The sequence below is a fragment of the Xylophilus sp. GW821-FHT01B05 genome, assembly GCA_038961845.1.
Classification (GTDB): domain Bacteria; phylum Pseudomonadota; class Gammaproteobacteria; order Burkholderiales; family Burkholderiaceae_C; genus Xylophilus.
On the sequence record CP152408.1, the window covers coordinates 1,175,715 to 1,193,173 of the forward strand.

A 17,459-nucleotide genomic window follows, 5' to 3' on the forward strand; every position below is an offset into this window, starting at 1 on the left:
CCTCACCTCCGCACTTCTCACCAAGACCAGCCCATGTCCCAGGGAACCATCCGCATTCGCGGTGCACGCCAGCACAACCTCAAGAACCTGGATCTCGACATCCGCACCGGTGAGCTGACGGTGGTGACCGGGCCCAGCGGCTCGGGCAAGTCGAGCCTGGTGTTCGACACCCTGTACGCCGAAGGCCAGCGCCGCTACGTGGAGACCTTCTCCGCCTACGCGCGCCAGTTCCTCGACCGCATGGACAAGCCCGCGGTGGACCGGGTGGAAGGCGTGCCGCCGGCCATCGCCATCGACCAGACCAACCCGGTGCGCTCCTCGCGCTCCACGGTGGGCACCATGACCGAACTGAACGACCACCTGAAGCTGCTCTACGCCCGGGCCGCCCAGCTGTTCGACCGTGATACCGCCTTGCCGGTACGGCACGATTCGCCCGACACCATCCTGGCCGAACTGCGCGCCCGCGCTGCGGCCGCTGCGCAGCAGGATGGTGGCCAGGAGCCGCGCCTGGTGGTGACTTTCCCGGTGGAACTGCCGGCGGGCACCAGCGCTGCGGAAATCGAGCAGTGGCTGTCGGCCAGCGGCTTTACCCGTGTGCAGGCGGAGCGCGAAGTGGCAACGCCCACTGGCCCGCGCAAAGTGCTGGATGTAGTGGCTGACCGCTTCCGCGCTGGCACGGTGGAGAACGCCCGCGCGGTCGAGGCGATAGAGACCGCGTTGAAGCGCGGCGGTGGCCGGCTCAATGTGTACCGTTTGCGTGAAGAAGGCGGTGAGGCCGAGATCTGGAAGTTCTCCACCGGCCTGCACTGCCCGGAAAGCGACCGGCGCTATGTCGAGCCGATTCCCTCGATGTTCTCGTTCAACTCGCCGGCTGGTGCCTGCGAGACCTGCCGCGGCTTTGGCCGCGTGATTGGCGTGGACTACGGCCTGGTGATCCCGGACGAGAAGAAGACGCTGCGCGCCGGTGCCATCAAGACCATACAGACACCGGCCTGGAAAGAAGCGCAAGACGACCTCATGCGCCACGCCGAGACGGCAGGCATCCCGCGCGACACACCCTGGAACAAGCTCACGCCTGAGCAAAAGCACTGGGTGATCGATGGCACGCCCAACTACAAGGAAGGCAACTGGAACAAGCAGTGGTATGGCATACGGCGCTTCTTCGAATACCTGGAGAGCAAGGCCTACAAGATGCACATCCGCGTGCTGCTGTCCAAGTACCGCAGCTACACGCCATGCCCGGTCTGCAGCGGCGCGCGCCTGAAGCTCGATAGCCTGCTCTGGCGCATCGGCGGCAAGGACGATGCCGACGCAGTGCTGCCGCCGGAAAAACGCTTCATGCCCCACGGCGTGAAATGGTCGCGCGCGCAGCTGGAGGCCCTGCCCGGGCTCAGCCTGCACGACCTGATGCTGCTGCCGATCGAGCGGCTGCGGCAGTTCTTTGACCGCATCGAACACCGTGGCGACGGCACGGCCGCGGGCGAGGCCGATGCGCAGGCGCTCAAGCTGTTGTTCGAAGAAATCACCACGCGGCTGCGCTACCTGCATGACGTGGGCATTGGCTACCTCACGCTGGATCGGCAGAGCCGCACCTTGTCCGGCGGCGAGGTGCAGCGCATCAACCTGACCACGGCGCTGGGCACCTCGCTGGTCAACACCTTGTTCGTGCTGGACGAGCCCAGCATTGGCCTGCACCCGCGCGACATGAACCGCATCACCGAGGCCATGCAGCGCCTGCGCGATGCCGGCAACACCCTGGTCGTGGTCGAGCACGACCCGGCCGTGATGCTGGCGGCCGACCGCATGATCGACATGGGCCCCGGCCCCGGCGAGCGCGGCGGCGAGATCGTGTTCGACGGCACGCCCGACGAACTGCGCCGCGCCGACACGCTCACCGGCGCCTACCTGAGCGGCCGCAAGCAGATCGGCATGGGCTTCAAGCGGCCGGTGGGTGACAACACGCCGCGCCTGGTGCTGGAAGGCGCGCGCGAGCACAACCTGCGCAATGTCTCGGTCGAGATCCCGCTGCAGCGCCTGGTCACCGTGACCGGCGTCAGCGGCTCGGGCAAGTCCAGCCTGGTGCAGGACGTGCTGGCGCCCGCGCTGGCGCGCCACTTCGGCAAGGCCACCGACACGCCCGGCGCGCACGAGCGCCTGCTGGGTGCCGACCACCTCAGCGATGTGGTGTTCGTGGACCAGTCGCCCATAGGCAAGACCGCGCGCTCCAACCCGGTGAGCTATGTCGGCGCCTGGGATGCGGTGCGCGAGATCTTCGCCACCGCACCGCTCTCGCGCCAGCGCAGCTACACCGCCAGCAAGTTCAGCTTCAACAGCGGCGATGGCCGTTGCCCCACCTGCGGCGGCTCGGGCTTTGAGCATGTGGAGATGCAGTTTCTCTCCGACGTCTACCTGCGCTGCCCGGATTGCGACGGCAAGCGTTACCGCCCCGAAATTCTGGAAGTGACGGTAGAGCGCGGCGGCCGCATGCTGAACGTGGCCGATGTGTTGGACCTGACCGTGAGCGAGGCGGCTGAACACTTCAAGAACGACCGCGAGGTGATCCGCGCGCTGCAGCCCATCGTCGATGTGGGGCTGGAATACGTCAAGCTGGGCCAGCCTGTGCCCACCTTGTCGGGCGGCGAGGCACAGCGCCTGAAGCTTGCCGGCTTCCTGGCCGAGGCGGCCAAGAGCGCCAGCGCCAGCAAGCAGGCATTGGCGCGCAAGGGCACGCTGTTTTTGTTTGACGAGCCGACCACCGGCCTGCACTTTGACGACATCGCCAAGCTCATGCGCGCGCTGCGCCGGCTGCTGGACGCCGGCCACTCGCTGGTGGTGATCGAGCACAACCTGGACGTGATCCGCTCCAGCGACTGGCTGATCGACCTGGGCCCCGAGGGCGGCGACGGCGGCGGCCTGGTGGTGGCCGAAGGCACGCCCGAGGACGTGCGCCAGCACCTCACGTCGCACACCGGCCGCGCGCTGCGCGAGTACGAGCAAGCCTTGGGCGTGGGCGCGCATACGGCAGAAGAAGGCGTGCCGCTGCAGAAGCTGGGGCGGGCCGCCCATGCCCGGCCGGCGCAGGGCGCCACGGCGATCGAGATCGTCAACGCGCGCGAGCACAACCTGAAGGGCATCAGCGTCGATATACCGCGCGGCAAGTTCAACGTGGTGACAGGGGTCAGCGGCTCGGGCAAGTCCACGCTGGCCTTTGACATCCTGTTCAACGAAGGGCAGCGGCGCTACCTCGAATCGCTCAACGCCTACGCACGCAGCATCGTGCAGCCGGCCGGCCGGCCCGAGGTGGACGCGGTCTACGGCATTCCGCCCACGGTGGCGATCGAGCAGCGCCTGTCGCGCGGCGGGCGCAAGAGCACGGTCGGCACCACTACCGAGGTCTGGCACTTTTTGCGGTTGCTCTACGTCAAGCTGGGCACGCAGCATTGCATCCACGACGGCGCAGCGGTAGAGCCGCAAACGCCCGACAGCATTGCCGCGCAAATCCTCAAGCGCTTCCGGGGCCAGCACATCGGCCTGCTGGCGCCGCTGGTGATGGCGCGCAAGGGCGTCTACACCGAGCTGGCCGATTGGGCGCGCCCACGCGGCTACACCCATCTGCGGGTGGACGGCAACTTTCTGCCGACCACCAAGTTCCCGCGCATAGACCGCTTCAAGGAACACACCATCGAGCTGCCGGTCATCAGCCTGGACGTTGACCCGCGCCAGGAGGCCGCGCTGCGCGAGGCCCTGGCCCGCACGCTGGAGCACGGCAAGGGCGTGGTGCATGTGCTGTCCGACCTGGGCGGCCTGCGCGAAGCGATGGAGGCCGGCACGCCTACCGCGGGCATAGGCACGCTGCATGCGTTCTCGACCCGGCGCGCCTGCCCGGTTTGCAGCACCAGCTATGCCGAGCTGGACCCGCGCCTGTTCAGCTACAACAGCAAGCACGGCTGGTGCCCGGACTGCGTGGGCACCGGGGTCAAGCTGACCAAGGAGCAGCGCAAGGCCCTGGACGATTCCGTGCTGGCCGACGACCAGAAGGGCCGCGAGCAGACCTTTGCCGAGCCCGAGGTGGAAGACGTGGCCGACACCGTCTGCCCAGGCTGCGCCGGCACGCGCCTGAATGCCACGGCGCGCGCTGTGCAGTTCCATCAAACGCCCATCACCGCGCTGGCGCGGCGCAGCGTGCAGACGCTGCGGATGTGGGCCGACGCGCTCACGCTCGAAGGCCGCGAGGCCGGCGTGGCGCGCGACCTGGTGCCCGAGATCCGCAGCCGCCTTGAATTTTTGGAAGAGGTCGGCCTGGGCTACCTCACGCTGGACCGCGGCGCGCCTTCGCTCTCGGGCGGCGAGGCGCAGCGCATCCGGCTGGCGGCGCAGCTTGGCAGCAACCTGCAGGGCGTGTGCTACGTGCTGGACGAACCCACCATCGGCCTGCATGCGCGCGACAACCAGATATTGCTCAATGCCCTGCACAAGTTGGGCGAGAAGGGCAACACTCTGGTGGTGGTGGAGCACGACGAAGACACCATTCGCCGCGCCGACCACATCATCGACATAGGCCCCAGCGCCGGCAAGCGCGGTGGCCGCGTGGTGGCTGAGGGATCGGTGCATGACATCGAGCAGGCCGGTGATTCGCAAACCGGCCGCTACCTGCTGCATGCCATGAAGCACCCGCTGCATGCACGGCGGCCGGTGGCGCCATCGCTGACCGGCGGCGCTGTGCCCGATACGGAAATCGACTGGCTGGAGCTGCGTGGGGCCAAGCTGCACAACCTGCAAGAGGTTGATATCGACGTGCCGCTGAAGCGCCTGGTGGCCATCACCGGCGTCAGCGGCTCGGGCAAGTCCACGCTGGCGCGCGACGTGCTGCTGGTCAATGTGCAGGCAGCGGTACAGCAGCGCACGACCAAGGCCGGCCGCGAGGCCGACGATGCGGGCAAGCACGCCAAGTGGACGGGCTGTGACAGCCTGGACGGCTACCAGACCATAGACCGCGTGCTGGAAGTCGACCAAACCCCCATCGGCAAGACGCCGCGCAGCTGCCCCGCCACCTACATCGGCTTCTGGGACACCATCCGCAAGCTGTTTGCCGAGACGCTGGAGGCCAAGGCGCGTGGCTATGCGCCGGGCCGCTTCAGCTTCAACACCGGCGAAGGCCGCTGCCCGGCCTGCGAGGGCGCGGGCGTGCGCACCATAGGCATGAGCTTCCTGCCCGACGTGAAGGTGCCCTGCGAGACCTGCCACGGCGCGCGCTTCAACCCCGAGACACTGGCCGTCACCTGGCGCGGCAAGAGCATTGGCGACGTGCTGCAGATGGAGGTGGACGAGGCGGTGGAGTTCTTTGCCGCCATGCCCAACATCAGCCACCCGCTGCAGTTGCTGAAGGACGTGGGCCTGGGCTACCTGACGCTGGGCCAGCCTTCGCCCACGCTGTCGGGCGGCGAGGCGCAGCGCATCAAGCTGGTGACTGAGCTGAGCAAGGTGCGCGACGACATTACGCGCCGTGGGCAAAAGGCTCCGCACACCTTCTATGTGCTGGACGAGCCCACCGTGGGCCTGCACATGGCCGACGTAGAGAAGCTGGTGCATGTGCTGCACCGCCTGGTGGCGGGCGGCCACAGCGTGCTGGTGATTGAGCACGATCTGGACGTGATCGCCGAGGCCGACTGGGTGATAGACCTGGGCCCCGAAGGCGGCGACGAGGGCGGCCGTGTGGTCGCCACCGCCACGCCGGAAGACGTGGTGCGCCTGGGCACCCATACCGGCCGCGCGCTGGAGCGGGTGCTTGCCCGCAGCGGTGCCTGATCCGCAGCCAAGGCATGACAAGCGCCGAGCAGCCCGCAGTGGCCACGCCCTCACGCGCGGTGCGCGAGCTGTACCGCGCGCTCTGGCTGCATGCAGAAGGCAAGCGCAATCAACTGCTGGGCGCAACCGCGTTGCTGTCGGGTGCGCAGCTGTTGCGGCTCACCATGCCCTGGCTGGCGGCGCAGGCCATTAACGCGTTGCAGCACGGCGACATGGCCGGCGCTGGCCGCTGGATTGCCTACCTGGCGGGCGTGTACCTGTTGTCGTGGTTTCTGCACGGCCCGGGCCGCATCCTGGAGCGCAACGTGGGCGTGCGGGTGCGCGAGCGCATGGCCGACCAGCTCTATGCGCGCATTGCGTCCGCGCCGCTGGCCTGGCGTGATGGGCGCCACTCGGGCGACCTGCAGCACCGCGTGGTGCAGGCCAGCCGCGCGCTGTCGGACTTTGCGCAGAACCAGTTCGGCTATCTGCAGAACGCCTTCAACTTCGTCGGCCCGCTGGTGGCGCTGGCGCTGCTGTCGCGCACCAGCGGCGCCATCGCGCTGACGGGCTACGTGGCCATTGCCTTCATCATCCTGCGCTTTGACCGGGCGCTGATGCAGCTGGCCCGCACCGAGAACGACGCCGAGCGCCGCTACGTGGCCGCGCTGCTGGACCTGGTGGGCAATGCCGGCACGGTGATCGGCCTGCGGCTGCAGGCCGCATCCCGCAAGCTGCTGGGCCGGCGCATGGACGGCGTGATCGCGCCGCTGCGCCGCGCGGTCACGGTCAACGAGGGCAAGTGGTTCGCGGTCGACCTGCTGGGCATGGCGCTGACCTGGACCCTGGTGGTCGTCTATGTCCTGCAGGCGCGCACGCCGGGGCAGGCGGTGCTGCTGGGCACGGTCTTCATGATCTACCAGTACGCGCAGCAGGCGGCCAACGTGGTCGGCTCGATGGCCTCCAACTTCCAGAGCTTTGCGCGCATGCATACCGACTACGGCAGCGCCGAGCCGATCTGGGCCGCGCCGGGCGACCCCGACGCGCCGGTGATGGCCATCGTGCCCGATGCGCCCTGGCAGACGCTGGAACTGCGCGGCGTGAACTGGCATTACGCGGACGGTGGCCGTGGCGGCCTGAGCAATGTGAACCTGCTGCTGCAGCGCGGTGCGCGTGTGGCCCTCATCGGTCCCAGCGGTGGCGGCAAGAGCACCTTGCTGCGCGCGCTGGCCGGGCTCTACACGCCGCAGCAGGGCGAGCTGCTGCGCGACGGCGCGGTGGTGCCCTGGTCCACGCTGCGCGGCCTGGCCACGCTGATCCCGCAAGAGGCCGAGGTGTTCGAGGCCAGCGTGGAAGAGAACCTGACCTTCGGCCAGCCCGGCGAGCCCCGGCATATCGAGGCCGCGCTGCATACCGGCGTGTTCGACGAGGTGCTGGCCAGGATGCCCGATGGCCTGCACAGCCCGCTGTCCGAGCGGGGCGCCAACCTCTCGGGCGGCCAGCGCCAGCGGCTGGCGCTGGCGCGCGGCGCATTGGCCGCGCGCGGCAGCTCGGTGCTGCTGCTGGACGAACCCACCAGCGCGCTCGATCCGCTCGCCGAGGGCCGGGTGTTCGAGCGCATGGCAGAGGCCTTCCCGGATGCCTGCCTGATCGCCTCGGTGCACCGGCCCAGCCTGCTGGCGCGCTTCGACACCGTCGTGGTGGTGGAGGCCGGCCAGGTGGTGGATGCCGGCCCGCGCGACGCGGTGCTAGCCCGCCGCGCGCAGGTCTGAGGGCCATCCCTTTCAAGGTCTTGTGATCTGTTCGGTAGTTCTCGTGGGGTGCCGAGCCGAGCGCAGCGACGGCCCGTGTGGCCGTCCCGGGCCCCCTCGGGATGCGCCGAGGAGCGCAGCGGCAGGCGGATAAGGGATCGCTCCTGTCTGAGCGAAGCGAGTTTGAGCGAGACCCCGCCTGACGCGAGTACCGCAGGTTGCCCCGCAGCGCAGCGCAGGGGACGCAGCACGTGGGGTCGCCTTTTCTTCGGTTACCTTCTTTTGGCGAAGCAAAAGAAGGTGACTGCGCCGCCGGGCGCACATCCCGGCACCCGCCGCCTGCAAGGCACACAGCGCAGGGATATCTCAAAGACCTTGAAAGGGATGGGCCTGAGGCCCCCCTTCAGCGCGCTGCGCGCCAGCCCAGCTCTGCGGAGATCGCTGCAGCCGCAGCCATGACCACGGGCCGCAACTCCTCCATGCGCTCCAGCGACAGATAGGGCGCGGTGCTGGTCACGCTGAGCCCGGCGGCAATGGCGCCGTCGGCACCGCGGATGGGCGCGGCCACGCAGCGGATCGAGGGCTCGTTGTCTTCCAGGTCGTAGGCGTAGCCGCCCGCCGCGTAGCTGCGCATGCGCTTCGCAAAGCTTGACCAGGCCATGCGCTTGGCGGCCTGGGGCGCGGCGGCGCTGCCGGCCTCGAACACGCGCCGCCATTCGGGCTCTTTGTCATCGAGCAGCAGGGCCTTGCCCACGCCGGTATAGGCCAGGGGCATGCGCTGGCCCACACGCGAGCGCATCTGCAGGCCCTGCGTGCCGGGGATCTTCTCCACATACAGCACTTCGTCGCCCTCGCGCACCACCAGGTGGATGGTGTCGCCGGTATGCCGCGCCAGCGCGTCCAGTTGCGGCCGTGCCAGCTCGACCAGCGACAGGCCCTCGCGCGCCTGGAAGCCCAGCTCGATCAGTTGCGGCCCCAGCGCATAGCCGGTGCCCGGCAGCACGCGCAGGTAGCGCTCTTGCACCAGCAGGCTGGCCAGGCGATGCGCGGTGCTGCGCGCGATGCCGGTGTGCGCGCACAGCGCCTTCAGGTCGCGCTGGCCGTCGGCCACGGCCTGGACGATGGCCAGGCCGCGCATGAGGGTCTGGGTGCCGGCCAGGGCGGTGGAGGAGGGCTCGGCTGCGGGTGGGGAAGAGGGCATTTTGGTGTCTGGCAAGTTATGGTCATTTTCCCTATATATGGGATGAAAGTCTACATATTGAGATTTTGACCAATCACGCATAGACTGCGTCTCCCGCCGGGAACCGGGCCTTGGGTACGAGCTTCGTACCCGTTCCGGCTTCCCGATCCGCCTGCCGCGCCGGCTTGTCCTGGTGCGGTCTCGATGACGAGGCAAGACTTTCGATGATCACATCCGCGCTGGCCGCACCCGCCCAACTGATCGCGCTCGATTGGGGGACTTCGTCCTTGCGCGCCTACCGCCTGGGTGGCGCCGGCCAGGTGCTGGAGCAGCGGCGCCTGCCCTGGGGCATCATGAATCTGCCGCCGGCACCGGCGGATGCGCCCGACACCCAACCCACCCAGGCCTTCGAGCGCGCTTTTGACGCCGCTTGCGGCGACTGGCTGCGGGCCGAGCCCGCGCTGCCGGTGCTGGCCTGCGGCATGGTGGGCAGCGCCCAGGGTTGGCGCGAGGCGGTCTACCTGGACCTGCCCGCCGATTTGCAGCGCCTGGGCGGCCGCCTGACCGTGGTTGAGCGCGCGGGCGCCACGCCGCTGCACATCGTCCCCGGCCTGATCGAGCGCGCGGGCCTGCCCAATGTGATGCGCGGGGAAGAAACCCAGGTGGCCGGCGTGCTCGCCGGGCTGCCTGACCAGGGGGCGGCGGACGATGTGCTGATCGGCCTGCCCGGCACACACAGCAAATGGGTGGCGGTGCGCGCCGGCCAGGTCGTGCACTTCGACACCTTCATGACCGGCGAGGTCTACGCCGCGCTGTGCGGCCACACCATTCTGGGCCGCAGCATGCAGCCGGCCGCTACAGCTGACGACGCGGCCTTTGCGCGCGGCCTGCAGGTGGCGGCGTCAGAGGCCGGCCGCATGGGCGTGCTGTCCAACATCTTCAGCAGCCGCACGCTGGGCCTGACCGGCGCGCTGCCGGCCACGGCGCAGGCGGATTACCTGTCGGGCCTGCTGGTCGGGCATGAAGTGGCGGCCATTGCCGCAGCGCTGGCGCAGGCGCCGCAGCGCCCGCGCATCGCGCTGTGCGGCGAGGCGGATCTGTGCCGCCGCTATGCGCAGGCGCTGCAGGTCTATGGCCTGGGGCCGGTGGCCCAGGCGCCTGCGGCCACCGAGCGCGGCCTGTGGCAGCTGGCGCTGTCCGCTGGCTTGGTTTAGCTCCAATGCTGTTCAGTCAAACCAATACTCCCCCGTTCGGGCTGAGCTTGTCGAAGCCTTGGGCCCGCAGCTACAAGCCCTTCGACAAGCTCAGGGCGAACGGACTAACCGAACAGCATCGGGCTTAGTGCCCTCTATTTCCTCTCACGGAGACACTCCCATGCATGCATCCACCGCCGCCCTGCAGGCCGCCATGGCCGAATGCGGCCTGATCGCCATCCTGCGCGGCATCCGCCCCGACGAAGCCGCGGCCATTGGCCATGCGCTGTACGACGCGGGTTTTCGCCTGATCGAGGTGCCGCTGAATTCGCCTGAGCCACTGGCCAGCATCCGCACGCTGCGCGATGCGCTGCCGGCCGATTGCCTGGTGGGCGCAGGCACGGTGATCGCGCCCTCGGCCTGCGCCGACATTGCCGCAGCCGGCGGCCAGATCGTGGTCATGCCGCATTCCGACCCGGCCGTGATCCGCGCCGCCAAGGCCGCGGGCCTGGCCTGCACGCCCGGCGTTGCCACGCCGACCGAAGCCTATGCCGCGCTGGCCGCCGGGGCCGACGCACTCAAGATGTTCCCGGCCGAGCAATTGGGCGTTGCTGCCCTCAAGGCCTGGCGCGCCGTGCTGCGCCCGCCGGTGGGCCTGATCCCGGTCGGCGGCATTGCGCCCGACAGCATCGCCGCCTATGCCGCCGCCGGCGCCAGCGGCTTTGGCCTGGGCTCGGCCCTGTACCAGCCCGGCCGCACGGCCGCAGAAGTTGCCACCCGCGCCCAGGCTTTCGTGGCCGCCTGGCGCGCCGCCTATCCCGCATCCGCATCGCACAAGGAGTCCGCCGCATGAAGATCACCAAGCTCAGCACTTTCATCGTTCCACCACGCTGGTGCTTCCTGAAGATCGAGACCGACGAAGGCGTTTTCGGCTGGGGCGAGCCCGTGGTCGAGGGCCGCGCCCACACCGTGGCGGCGGCAGTCGATGAACTGGCCGACTACCTGATCGGCAAGGACCCGCGCAACATTGAAGACCACTGGACGGTGATGTACCGCGCCGGCTTCTACCGTGGCGGCGCCATCCACATGAGTGCGCTGGCCGGCATCGACCAGGCGCTGTGGGACATCAAGGGCAAGGCGCTGGGCGTGCCGGTGTCGCAGTTGTTGGGCGGCAATGTGCGCGACCGCATCCGCGTCTACTCGTGGATCGGTGGCGACCGCCCGGCCGAGACCGCCGCCGCCGCCAAGGCCGCGGTGGACCGTGGCTTCACGGCGGTCAAGATGAACGGCACCGAAGAGCTGCAGTACGTGGACACCTACGACAAGGTCGAGAAGTGCCTGCAGAACGTGGCTGCGGTGCGCGAGGCCGTGGGCCCGAACGTGGGCATTGGGGTGGACTTTCATGGCCGCGTGCACAAGCCCATGGCCAAGGTGCTGGTCAAGGAGCTGGAGCAGTTCAAGCTCATGTTCATCGAGGAGCCGGTGCTGTCCGAGCACTACGAAGCCCTGAAAGAGATCGCGCCGCTGTCCTCTACGCCGATCGCGCTGGGCGAGCGCCTGTTCTCGCGCTGGGACTTCAAGCGCGTGCTGTCCGAAGGCTATGTGGACATCATCCAGCCCGACCCGTCGCACGCCGGCGGCATCACCGAAACCCGCAAGATCGCCGCCATGGCCGAGGCCTATGACGTGGCGCTGGCACTGCACTGCCCGCTGGGCCCGATCGCGCTGGCCGCCAATCTGCAGATCGACGCCAACTGCTACAACGCCTTCATCCAGGAGCAGAGCCTGGGCATCCACTACAACGCCGCCAACGACCTGCTGGACTATGTGTCCAACCGCGAGGTCTTTGCCTACCGCGACGGCATGGTCGACATCCCGACCGGCCCGGGCCTGGGCATCGAGGTGAATGAGGAATACGTGCGCGAACGCGCGGCAATAGGCCACCGCTGGCGCAACCCGGTCTGGCGCCACGCCGACGGCAGCTTTGCGGAGTGGTGATGGCCTGAGCCTTGGGTGCCGGGTTATCTGATAGAAATATGCATCTAGCCCAGGTCCTGCCTGGGCTTATAGCTATATATTTTGTAGCTTTACAAAGTCGCCTAGGTGACAACCCTCGGGTTTCCCTGTCTTACCCAGCAGCGCTGGTGCGGATGCAATAACGGCCGCGCGCGCCCGCGCGCATCAACACGCTTGCCAGGAAATACCTTCATGCATCGCAGACAGCTGCTTCAGATCGCCGCCGCCACCGCCTCCGTCAGCGCATTGGGCGCCCGGGCCCAGAGTTTCCCCAGCCGGCCGGTCAAGCTCCTCGTCGCCTTCCCCGCAGGTGGCCCCACCGACATCACCATGCGCCAACTGGCCGAGAACGCCTCGAAGGTGCTGGGCCAGCCGGTCATCATCGAGAACAAGCCCGGCGCCGGCGGCACCCTGCCGGCGCAGCAACTGCAAAGCGCGCCGGCCGACGGCTACACCGTGGCGCAGATCCCGCTCGGCGTGTTCCGCCTGCCCTACACCACCAAGATCAACTGGGACCCGGTGAAGGACATCAGCTACGTCATCAACGTCACCGGCTACGCCTTTGGCATCGTGGTGCCGGCCGACAGCCCGTTCAAGAACTGGAACGACTTCGTCGCCTACGCCCGGGCCAACCCTGGCAAGCTGAGCTATGCCTCTACCGGCACCATGACCAGCCCGCACCTGACCACCGAGCTGGTGGCGCAAAAGCTCGGCATCCAGCTCAACCACGTGCCCTACAAGGGCAGCGCCGACCTGATGCAGGCGGTGGTGGGCAGCCACGTCATGGCCGCAGCCGATTCCACCGGCTTTGCGCCGCAGGTCGAGGCCGGCAAGCTGCGCGTGCTCAACACCTGGGGCGAGCAGCGCCTGGCCAAGTTCCCGGACGTGCCCACGCTCAAGGAACTGGGCCTGGACGTGGTGCAGAACTCGCCCTTCGGCATCGGCGCGCCGCGCGGCACGCCGCCCGAGGTGGTCAAGCGCCTGCACGACGCCTTCAAGATCGCCATGGAAGACCCAAGCTATGTCGCGGCGCTGAACCGCTACGACATGCTGCCGATCTACATGGGCACGGCCCAGTACCGCAAGTTCGCCGAGGACACGTACAGCCGCGAAAAAGCCTTGGTGGAAAAGCTGGGGCTCGCTAAGCCAGTCTGAGTGGGCGGGGGCTGGCCCGGGCTGCCTGAGGCCGGCTCTCCACGAATCCCACACAAACACTCGACAGTCGATCAAGGTTGCGGCTGCAGACTCCAGGGCTTTGTCGTGGTCCGTGACCCTGGAGTCTTCTTTTCATGAGCAATGCCCAACTGCTGGCTGACGAAGCGAAATACTGTTCCTTCGGCGATACCGTCCACTACGTCAATCCGCCGAAGATCTTCGCTGGCTGCGATGGCAGCTACATGTACGACGAGGCCGGCACGCCCTACCTCGATCTGCAGATGTGGTACTCGGCCGTCAACTTCGGCTACAAGAACAAGCGCCTGGAAGAAGTGATGATCAAGCAGCTCAAAGAGCTGCCCCAGATCGCCAGCCAGTACCTGCACCCGACCAAGATCGAGCTGGCCAAGTGGATCGCCCAGGACGCCGAGAAGAAGTGGGGCCGTGAAGGCCGCGTGCACTTCAACGTTGGCGGCGCCCAGGCCATCGAAGATTCGCTCAAGGTCATCCGCAACGCCAGCAATGGCAAGAGCCTGATGTTTGCCTTTGAAGGCGGCTACCACGGCCGCACGCTGGGTGCATCGAGCATCACCTCCAGCTACCGCTACCGCCGCCGCTACGGCCACTTTGGCGACCGCGCGCAGTTCATCCCCTTCCCGTACCCGTTCCGCCGCCCCAAGGGCATGACGGCCGAGGAATATTCCGACTCCATCGTCAAGGAATTTGCCCGCAAGTTCGAGAACGAATACCACGCCATCTGGGACCCGAAGACGCGCCAGTGCGAATACGCCGCCTTCTACGTCGAGCCCATCCAGGGCACGGGCGGCTACGTCGTGCCGCCGGCCAACTTCTTCAAGGGCCTGAAGAAGGTGCTGGACGAGCATGGCGTGCTGCTGGTGGTCGATGAAATCCAGATGGGTTTCTGGCGTACCGGCAAGCTCTGGTCGATCGAGAACTTTGGCGTGCAGCCCGACGTGCTGGTGTTTGCCAAGGCACTCACCAACGGCCTGAACGCGCTCAGCGGCCTGTGGGCGCGCGAAGAGCTGATCAACCCGACCCTCTTCCCGCCGGGCTCCACCCATTCCACCTTCGCCTCCAACCCGCTGGGCACGGCCCTGGGCCTGGAAGTGCTGAAGATGACGCACGAGATCGACTTCGGCAAGCAGGTCTGCGACCGTGGCGCCTACTTCCTCGACGGCCTGCGCGACCTGCAAAAGCGCCACAAGGAAATCGGCGACGTTGACGGCCTGGGCCTGGCGCTGCGCGCCGAGATCTGCACCGAAGACGGCTTCACGCCCAACCGCGCGCTGCTCGACAAGATGGTCGACCTGGGCCTGGAAGGCACGCTCGAATACAAGGGCCAGAAGCGCGGCCTGGTGCTGGACGTGGGTGGCTACTACAAGAACGTGATCACCTTCGCGCCTTCGCTGGAGATCACCAACGCCGAGATCGACGAAGCGCTGGTGCTGCTGGAACAACTGCTGATCCGAGCCAAGAAGGCTTAAGCGCCACGCGACACTGACCGGCACCGCCGCCTTCTCCTGGAGGGCGGCGGTGCTTTGTTATTTGCTACATTAATAGTAGCTATATGCCCTAGTCCAGTCTGGCTTTCAGGCACTTTTTTCTTAAAAATCAGTAACTACTCAGCCCCCACACCGTTCGGGCTGAGCTTGTCGAAGCCCTGCCACGCATCACCAAGCCCTTCGACCGGCTCAGGGCGAACGGGGGTGAGTAGTTACAAAAATCACTACCAAGGCCCAGCGCTCCTGCCCGATGCCCTTTCGCTTCCAGCTCGAACCGCCATCGCTCATTGAGCACTTCCAGCAGCATCCGCCGCAGGGCTTTGCGCTGCTGCCAGGCGCCGGCGCGCCGGCCTTTGCCGCGCCCTTCGATCTGTTGACCACCGCCGACGACGAGCTGAAGCGCCGCGCCGCCACACTGCCGCTGCACCGCCATTGGTCGCGCCTGCTGCGCATCCGCACCGCCTTTGTCGGCACCACGGTGTCTGAATACGCGCTGGTCCCGCCCGGGCTGCCCGCCGCGGCGCTGCCTGCATCGGTGCGCGCAAAGCTCGCGCCCGGCCACCGGCTCAGCATCATCAAGGACATCCCGCAGCAGTCGCCGCTGCTGCCGGCCGAGGACAACGCCTTTGCCGATGCGCTGGCCGATGCCTGCCAGCAGCAAGGCTTCATCCTGGTCGAAGGTCAGGCGCTGGCCTATGTGCCGATCGACTTCGCCGACATCGACGCCTACCTGGCGCGTCTGTCCACCAGCCGGCGCAAGAACTTGAAGCGCAAGCTGCGCAGCCGTGCCGAGCTGCAGGTGCGCCGCATCCCCACCGGCGCCGCGTTTGCCAATGACGCGGTGGTCGATGCCTTCTTTGCGCTGTACGAAGGCGTCTATGCGCAGAGCGAGGTCCACTTCGACCGCCTCACCCGCGACTTCTTCGCCGCCGTGCTTCGCGACGAAGCCAGCGGCGGCACCGTCTTTGAATACCGCCGCGCGGCTGACGGTGCGCTGCTGGGCTGGAACCTGTGCTTTGAGCACGGCGGCAAGCTGATCGACAAATACATAGGCTTTGCCTACCCCGCCGCGCGCGAGGCCAACCTGTACTTCGTGAGCTGGATGGTCAACCTGGAATACGCCATAGAGCGTGGCCTCAGCCACTACGTTGCCGGCTGGACCGACCCCGAGGTCAAGGCCCAGCTCGGCGCGCAGTTCAGCTTCACCCGCCACGCCGTCTACATCCGCAACCCGCTGCTGCGCGCCATCGGCCGCCGCTTTGCCGGCCGCTTCGAGAGCGACCGGCAATGGAGCGAAAAAGAATGAGCGCGCCACCCGTCATCCTCGACCTCGACAACTCCGTCGGCCCGCTGCCCGGCGAGCAGCGCATCGACCTGGCCGCTTGGCAAGAAGCCATCCGCTTCGGCTGCGGCCTGCCGCGCATGCGCGCCTTTGCGCAGTTGCTCGACCAGCGCATGCCAGCGTTCACCGAACACGGCACGGTGTTCATGGGCAGCGGCGACTTCCACCACCTGAGCGGCCCGCTGATCGCGCGCTGCATCGCCGCGCAGGCAAACGTGATGCAGCGCCCGCTGCGCATCGTCGTGCTGGACAACCACCCGGACAACATGCGCTTTCCGTTTGGCGTGCACTGCGGCTCGTGGGTGCGCCAGGTCGCGCTGCTGCCGCAGGTGGCCCACGTGCACGTGGCCGGCATCACCTCGGGCGACATCGGCTGGGGCCATTGCTGGGAGAACTACCTGGCGCCCTTGCGCGCCGGCAAGCTCAGCTACTGGAGCGTGGGCGTTGATACCAGTTGGTCCCGCTGGCTCGGTTTGGGCCGTGCCTTTCGCGGCTTTGCTGATGGCGACGCACTGATCGCCGCACTCTGCGCCGAACTGTCAGCCCACCCGCAGCCCACCTACCTCAGCATCGACAAGGACGCCTTCGCGCCCGACGTGGTCCGCACCAACTGGGACCAGGGGCAGTTGCGCGAGGACCATGCCGATGCTGTCATCACTTCGCTGCGGGGGCATATCGTGGGCAGTGATGTCACTGGGGATGTGTCTTCTTACCGCTACCGCAGTGCGTGGAAGCGCTGGCTTAGTGCGGGGGATGGGCAGGAGACGGAGATTCCGGTTGCGCAGTTGCTTGAGTGGCAGGCGGGGCAGGGGCTGTTCAATCAGCGCTTGCTGTCGCGGCTGGGCCGTGACTGATTGATAGACCCGTCGTTTTGCTGACGGCGGGTGCCGGGTCTCGGCCCGGCGGCCGACCTACTCTTCTTTGCTTCGCCAAAGAAGAGTAGGCAGAAGAAAGGCGAGCCGGAGTCAGGGCCCCTTCGGGGTTCCCTGCGCTGCTCGCGCCGGGCGGGGTATCGCCCAAACTCGCTTCGCTCAAACAAGGGCGATCCCTGATCCGCCCGTCGCTGTGCTGCTCGGCCCTGCCAACGGCGCAGGCGGACAGCCGAAAGCCAAACAGCCAACATCCAATACCGGGCCGAGCGTAGCGATGGCCCGACTGGCAGTCCTGGGGTCCCCTCTGTGGCGTCGAGGAGCGGAGGAGTCGGCAGGTTGCCGCGCGTAGCGCGGATGGCGAGGACTGTTTGAGCGAAGCGAGTTCCGCAGCCACCTGCCGACTCTGAGCACCGCAGAGCAGTCCGCGTAGCGGACCGCCACAGCGGGGTCGCCCTTTCTTTGGTGACTTTCTTTCGGCGACGCGAAAGAAAGTTACTCGCCCGCCGGGGCGAACTCCCGGCACCCGCCGCCGGCGAAGGTAACCAAGCCCAGGAAATCTAAACGGCCATGAAAAAGCAAAACCCCACCTCCCATCATTGCCATCACTCCAAAACATAGCAAAGGCTATATATTCCAAAGAAAT

At 67.4% G+C, this 17,459-nt stretch carries 10 protein-coding genes; 9 read left to right on the top strand and 1 reads right to left on the bottom strand.

Annotated features, from left to right (window positions below; genetic code table 11):
* Positions 1-33: 33 nt before the first annotated feature.
* On the top strand, positions 34-5,805 hold the full coding sequence (gene uvrA, locus AAFF27_05535; protein ID XAH24657.1) for an excinuclease ABC subunit UvrA: 5,772 nt from the start codon (positions 34-36) through the stop codon (positions 5,803-5,805).
* A gap of 14 nt (positions 5,806-5,819) precedes the next feature.
* A complete protein-coding gene (locus tag AAFF27_05540) occupies positions 5,820-7,556 on the top strand; it encodes an ABC transporter ATP-binding protein (protein ID XAH24658.1) in 1,737 nt (578 codons plus the stop codon).
* Between the two features lie 382 nt (positions 7,557-7,938).
* Here the strand turns inward: AAFF27_05540 and AAFF27_05545 are convergent, their stop codons facing one another.
* A complete protein-coding gene (locus tag AAFF27_05545) occupies positions 7,939-8,736 on the bottom strand; it encodes an IclR family transcriptional regulator (GenBank protein XAH24659.1) in 798 nt (265 codons plus the stop codon).
* Between the two features lie 206 nt (positions 8,737-8,942).
* Here AAFF27_05545 and AAFF27_05550 point away from each other — a divergent pair, with 206 nt between their 5' ends.
* From AAFF27_05550 to AAFF27_05580, 7 genes are all read left to right on the top strand, one after another.
* Positions 8,943-9,929 (top strand): 2-dehydro-3-deoxygalactonokinase, encoded by a 987-nt coding sequence (locus AAFF27_05550; protein XAH26164.1) that lies wholly within the window; start codon positions 8,943-8,945, stop codon positions 9,927-9,929.
* Between the two features lie 160 nt (positions 9,930-10,089).
* Positions 10,090-10,761, top strand: coding sequence for a 2-dehydro-3-deoxy-6-phosphogalactonate aldolase (locus AAFF27_05555; protein ID XAH24660.1), 672 nt, complete (start codon positions 10,090-10,092; stop codon positions 10,759-10,761).
* Positions 10,758-11,906 (top strand): galactonate dehydratase, encoded by a 1,149-nt coding sequence (gene dgoD, locus AAFF27_05560; protein ID XAH24661.1) that lies wholly within the window; start codon positions 10,758-10,760, stop codon positions 11,904-11,906. Before AAFF27_05555 ends, dgoD begins: the two co-directional genes overlap by 4 nt.
* Positions 11,907-12,116: 210 nt before the next feature.
* A complete protein-coding gene (locus AAFF27_05565; protein XAH24662.1) occupies positions 12,117-13,079 on the top strand; it encodes a tripartite tricarboxylate transporter substrate binding protein in 963 nt (320 codons plus the stop codon).
* A gap of 134 nt (positions 13,080-13,213) precedes the next feature.
* On the top strand, positions 13,214-14,584 hold the full coding sequence (locus tag AAFF27_05570) for an aminotransferase class III-fold pyridoxal phosphate-dependent enzyme (GenBank protein XAH24663.1): 1,371 nt from the start codon (positions 13,214-13,216) through the stop codon (positions 14,582-14,584).
* 268 nt (positions 14,585-14,852) lie between these two features.
* A complete protein-coding gene (locus tag AAFF27_05575) occupies positions 14,853-15,908 on the top strand; it encodes a GNAT family N-acetyltransferase (GenBank protein XAH24664.1) in 1,056 nt (351 codons plus the stop codon).
* On the top strand, positions 15,905-16,798 hold the full coding sequence (locus AAFF27_05580) for a hypothetical protein (protein XAH24665.1): 894 nt from the start codon (positions 15,905-15,907) through the stop codon (positions 16,796-16,798). The genes AAFF27_05575 and AAFF27_05580 overlap by 4 nt, the downstream gene beginning before the upstream one ends.
* The last annotated feature ends 661 nt before the right edge of the window (positions 16,799-17,459 follow it).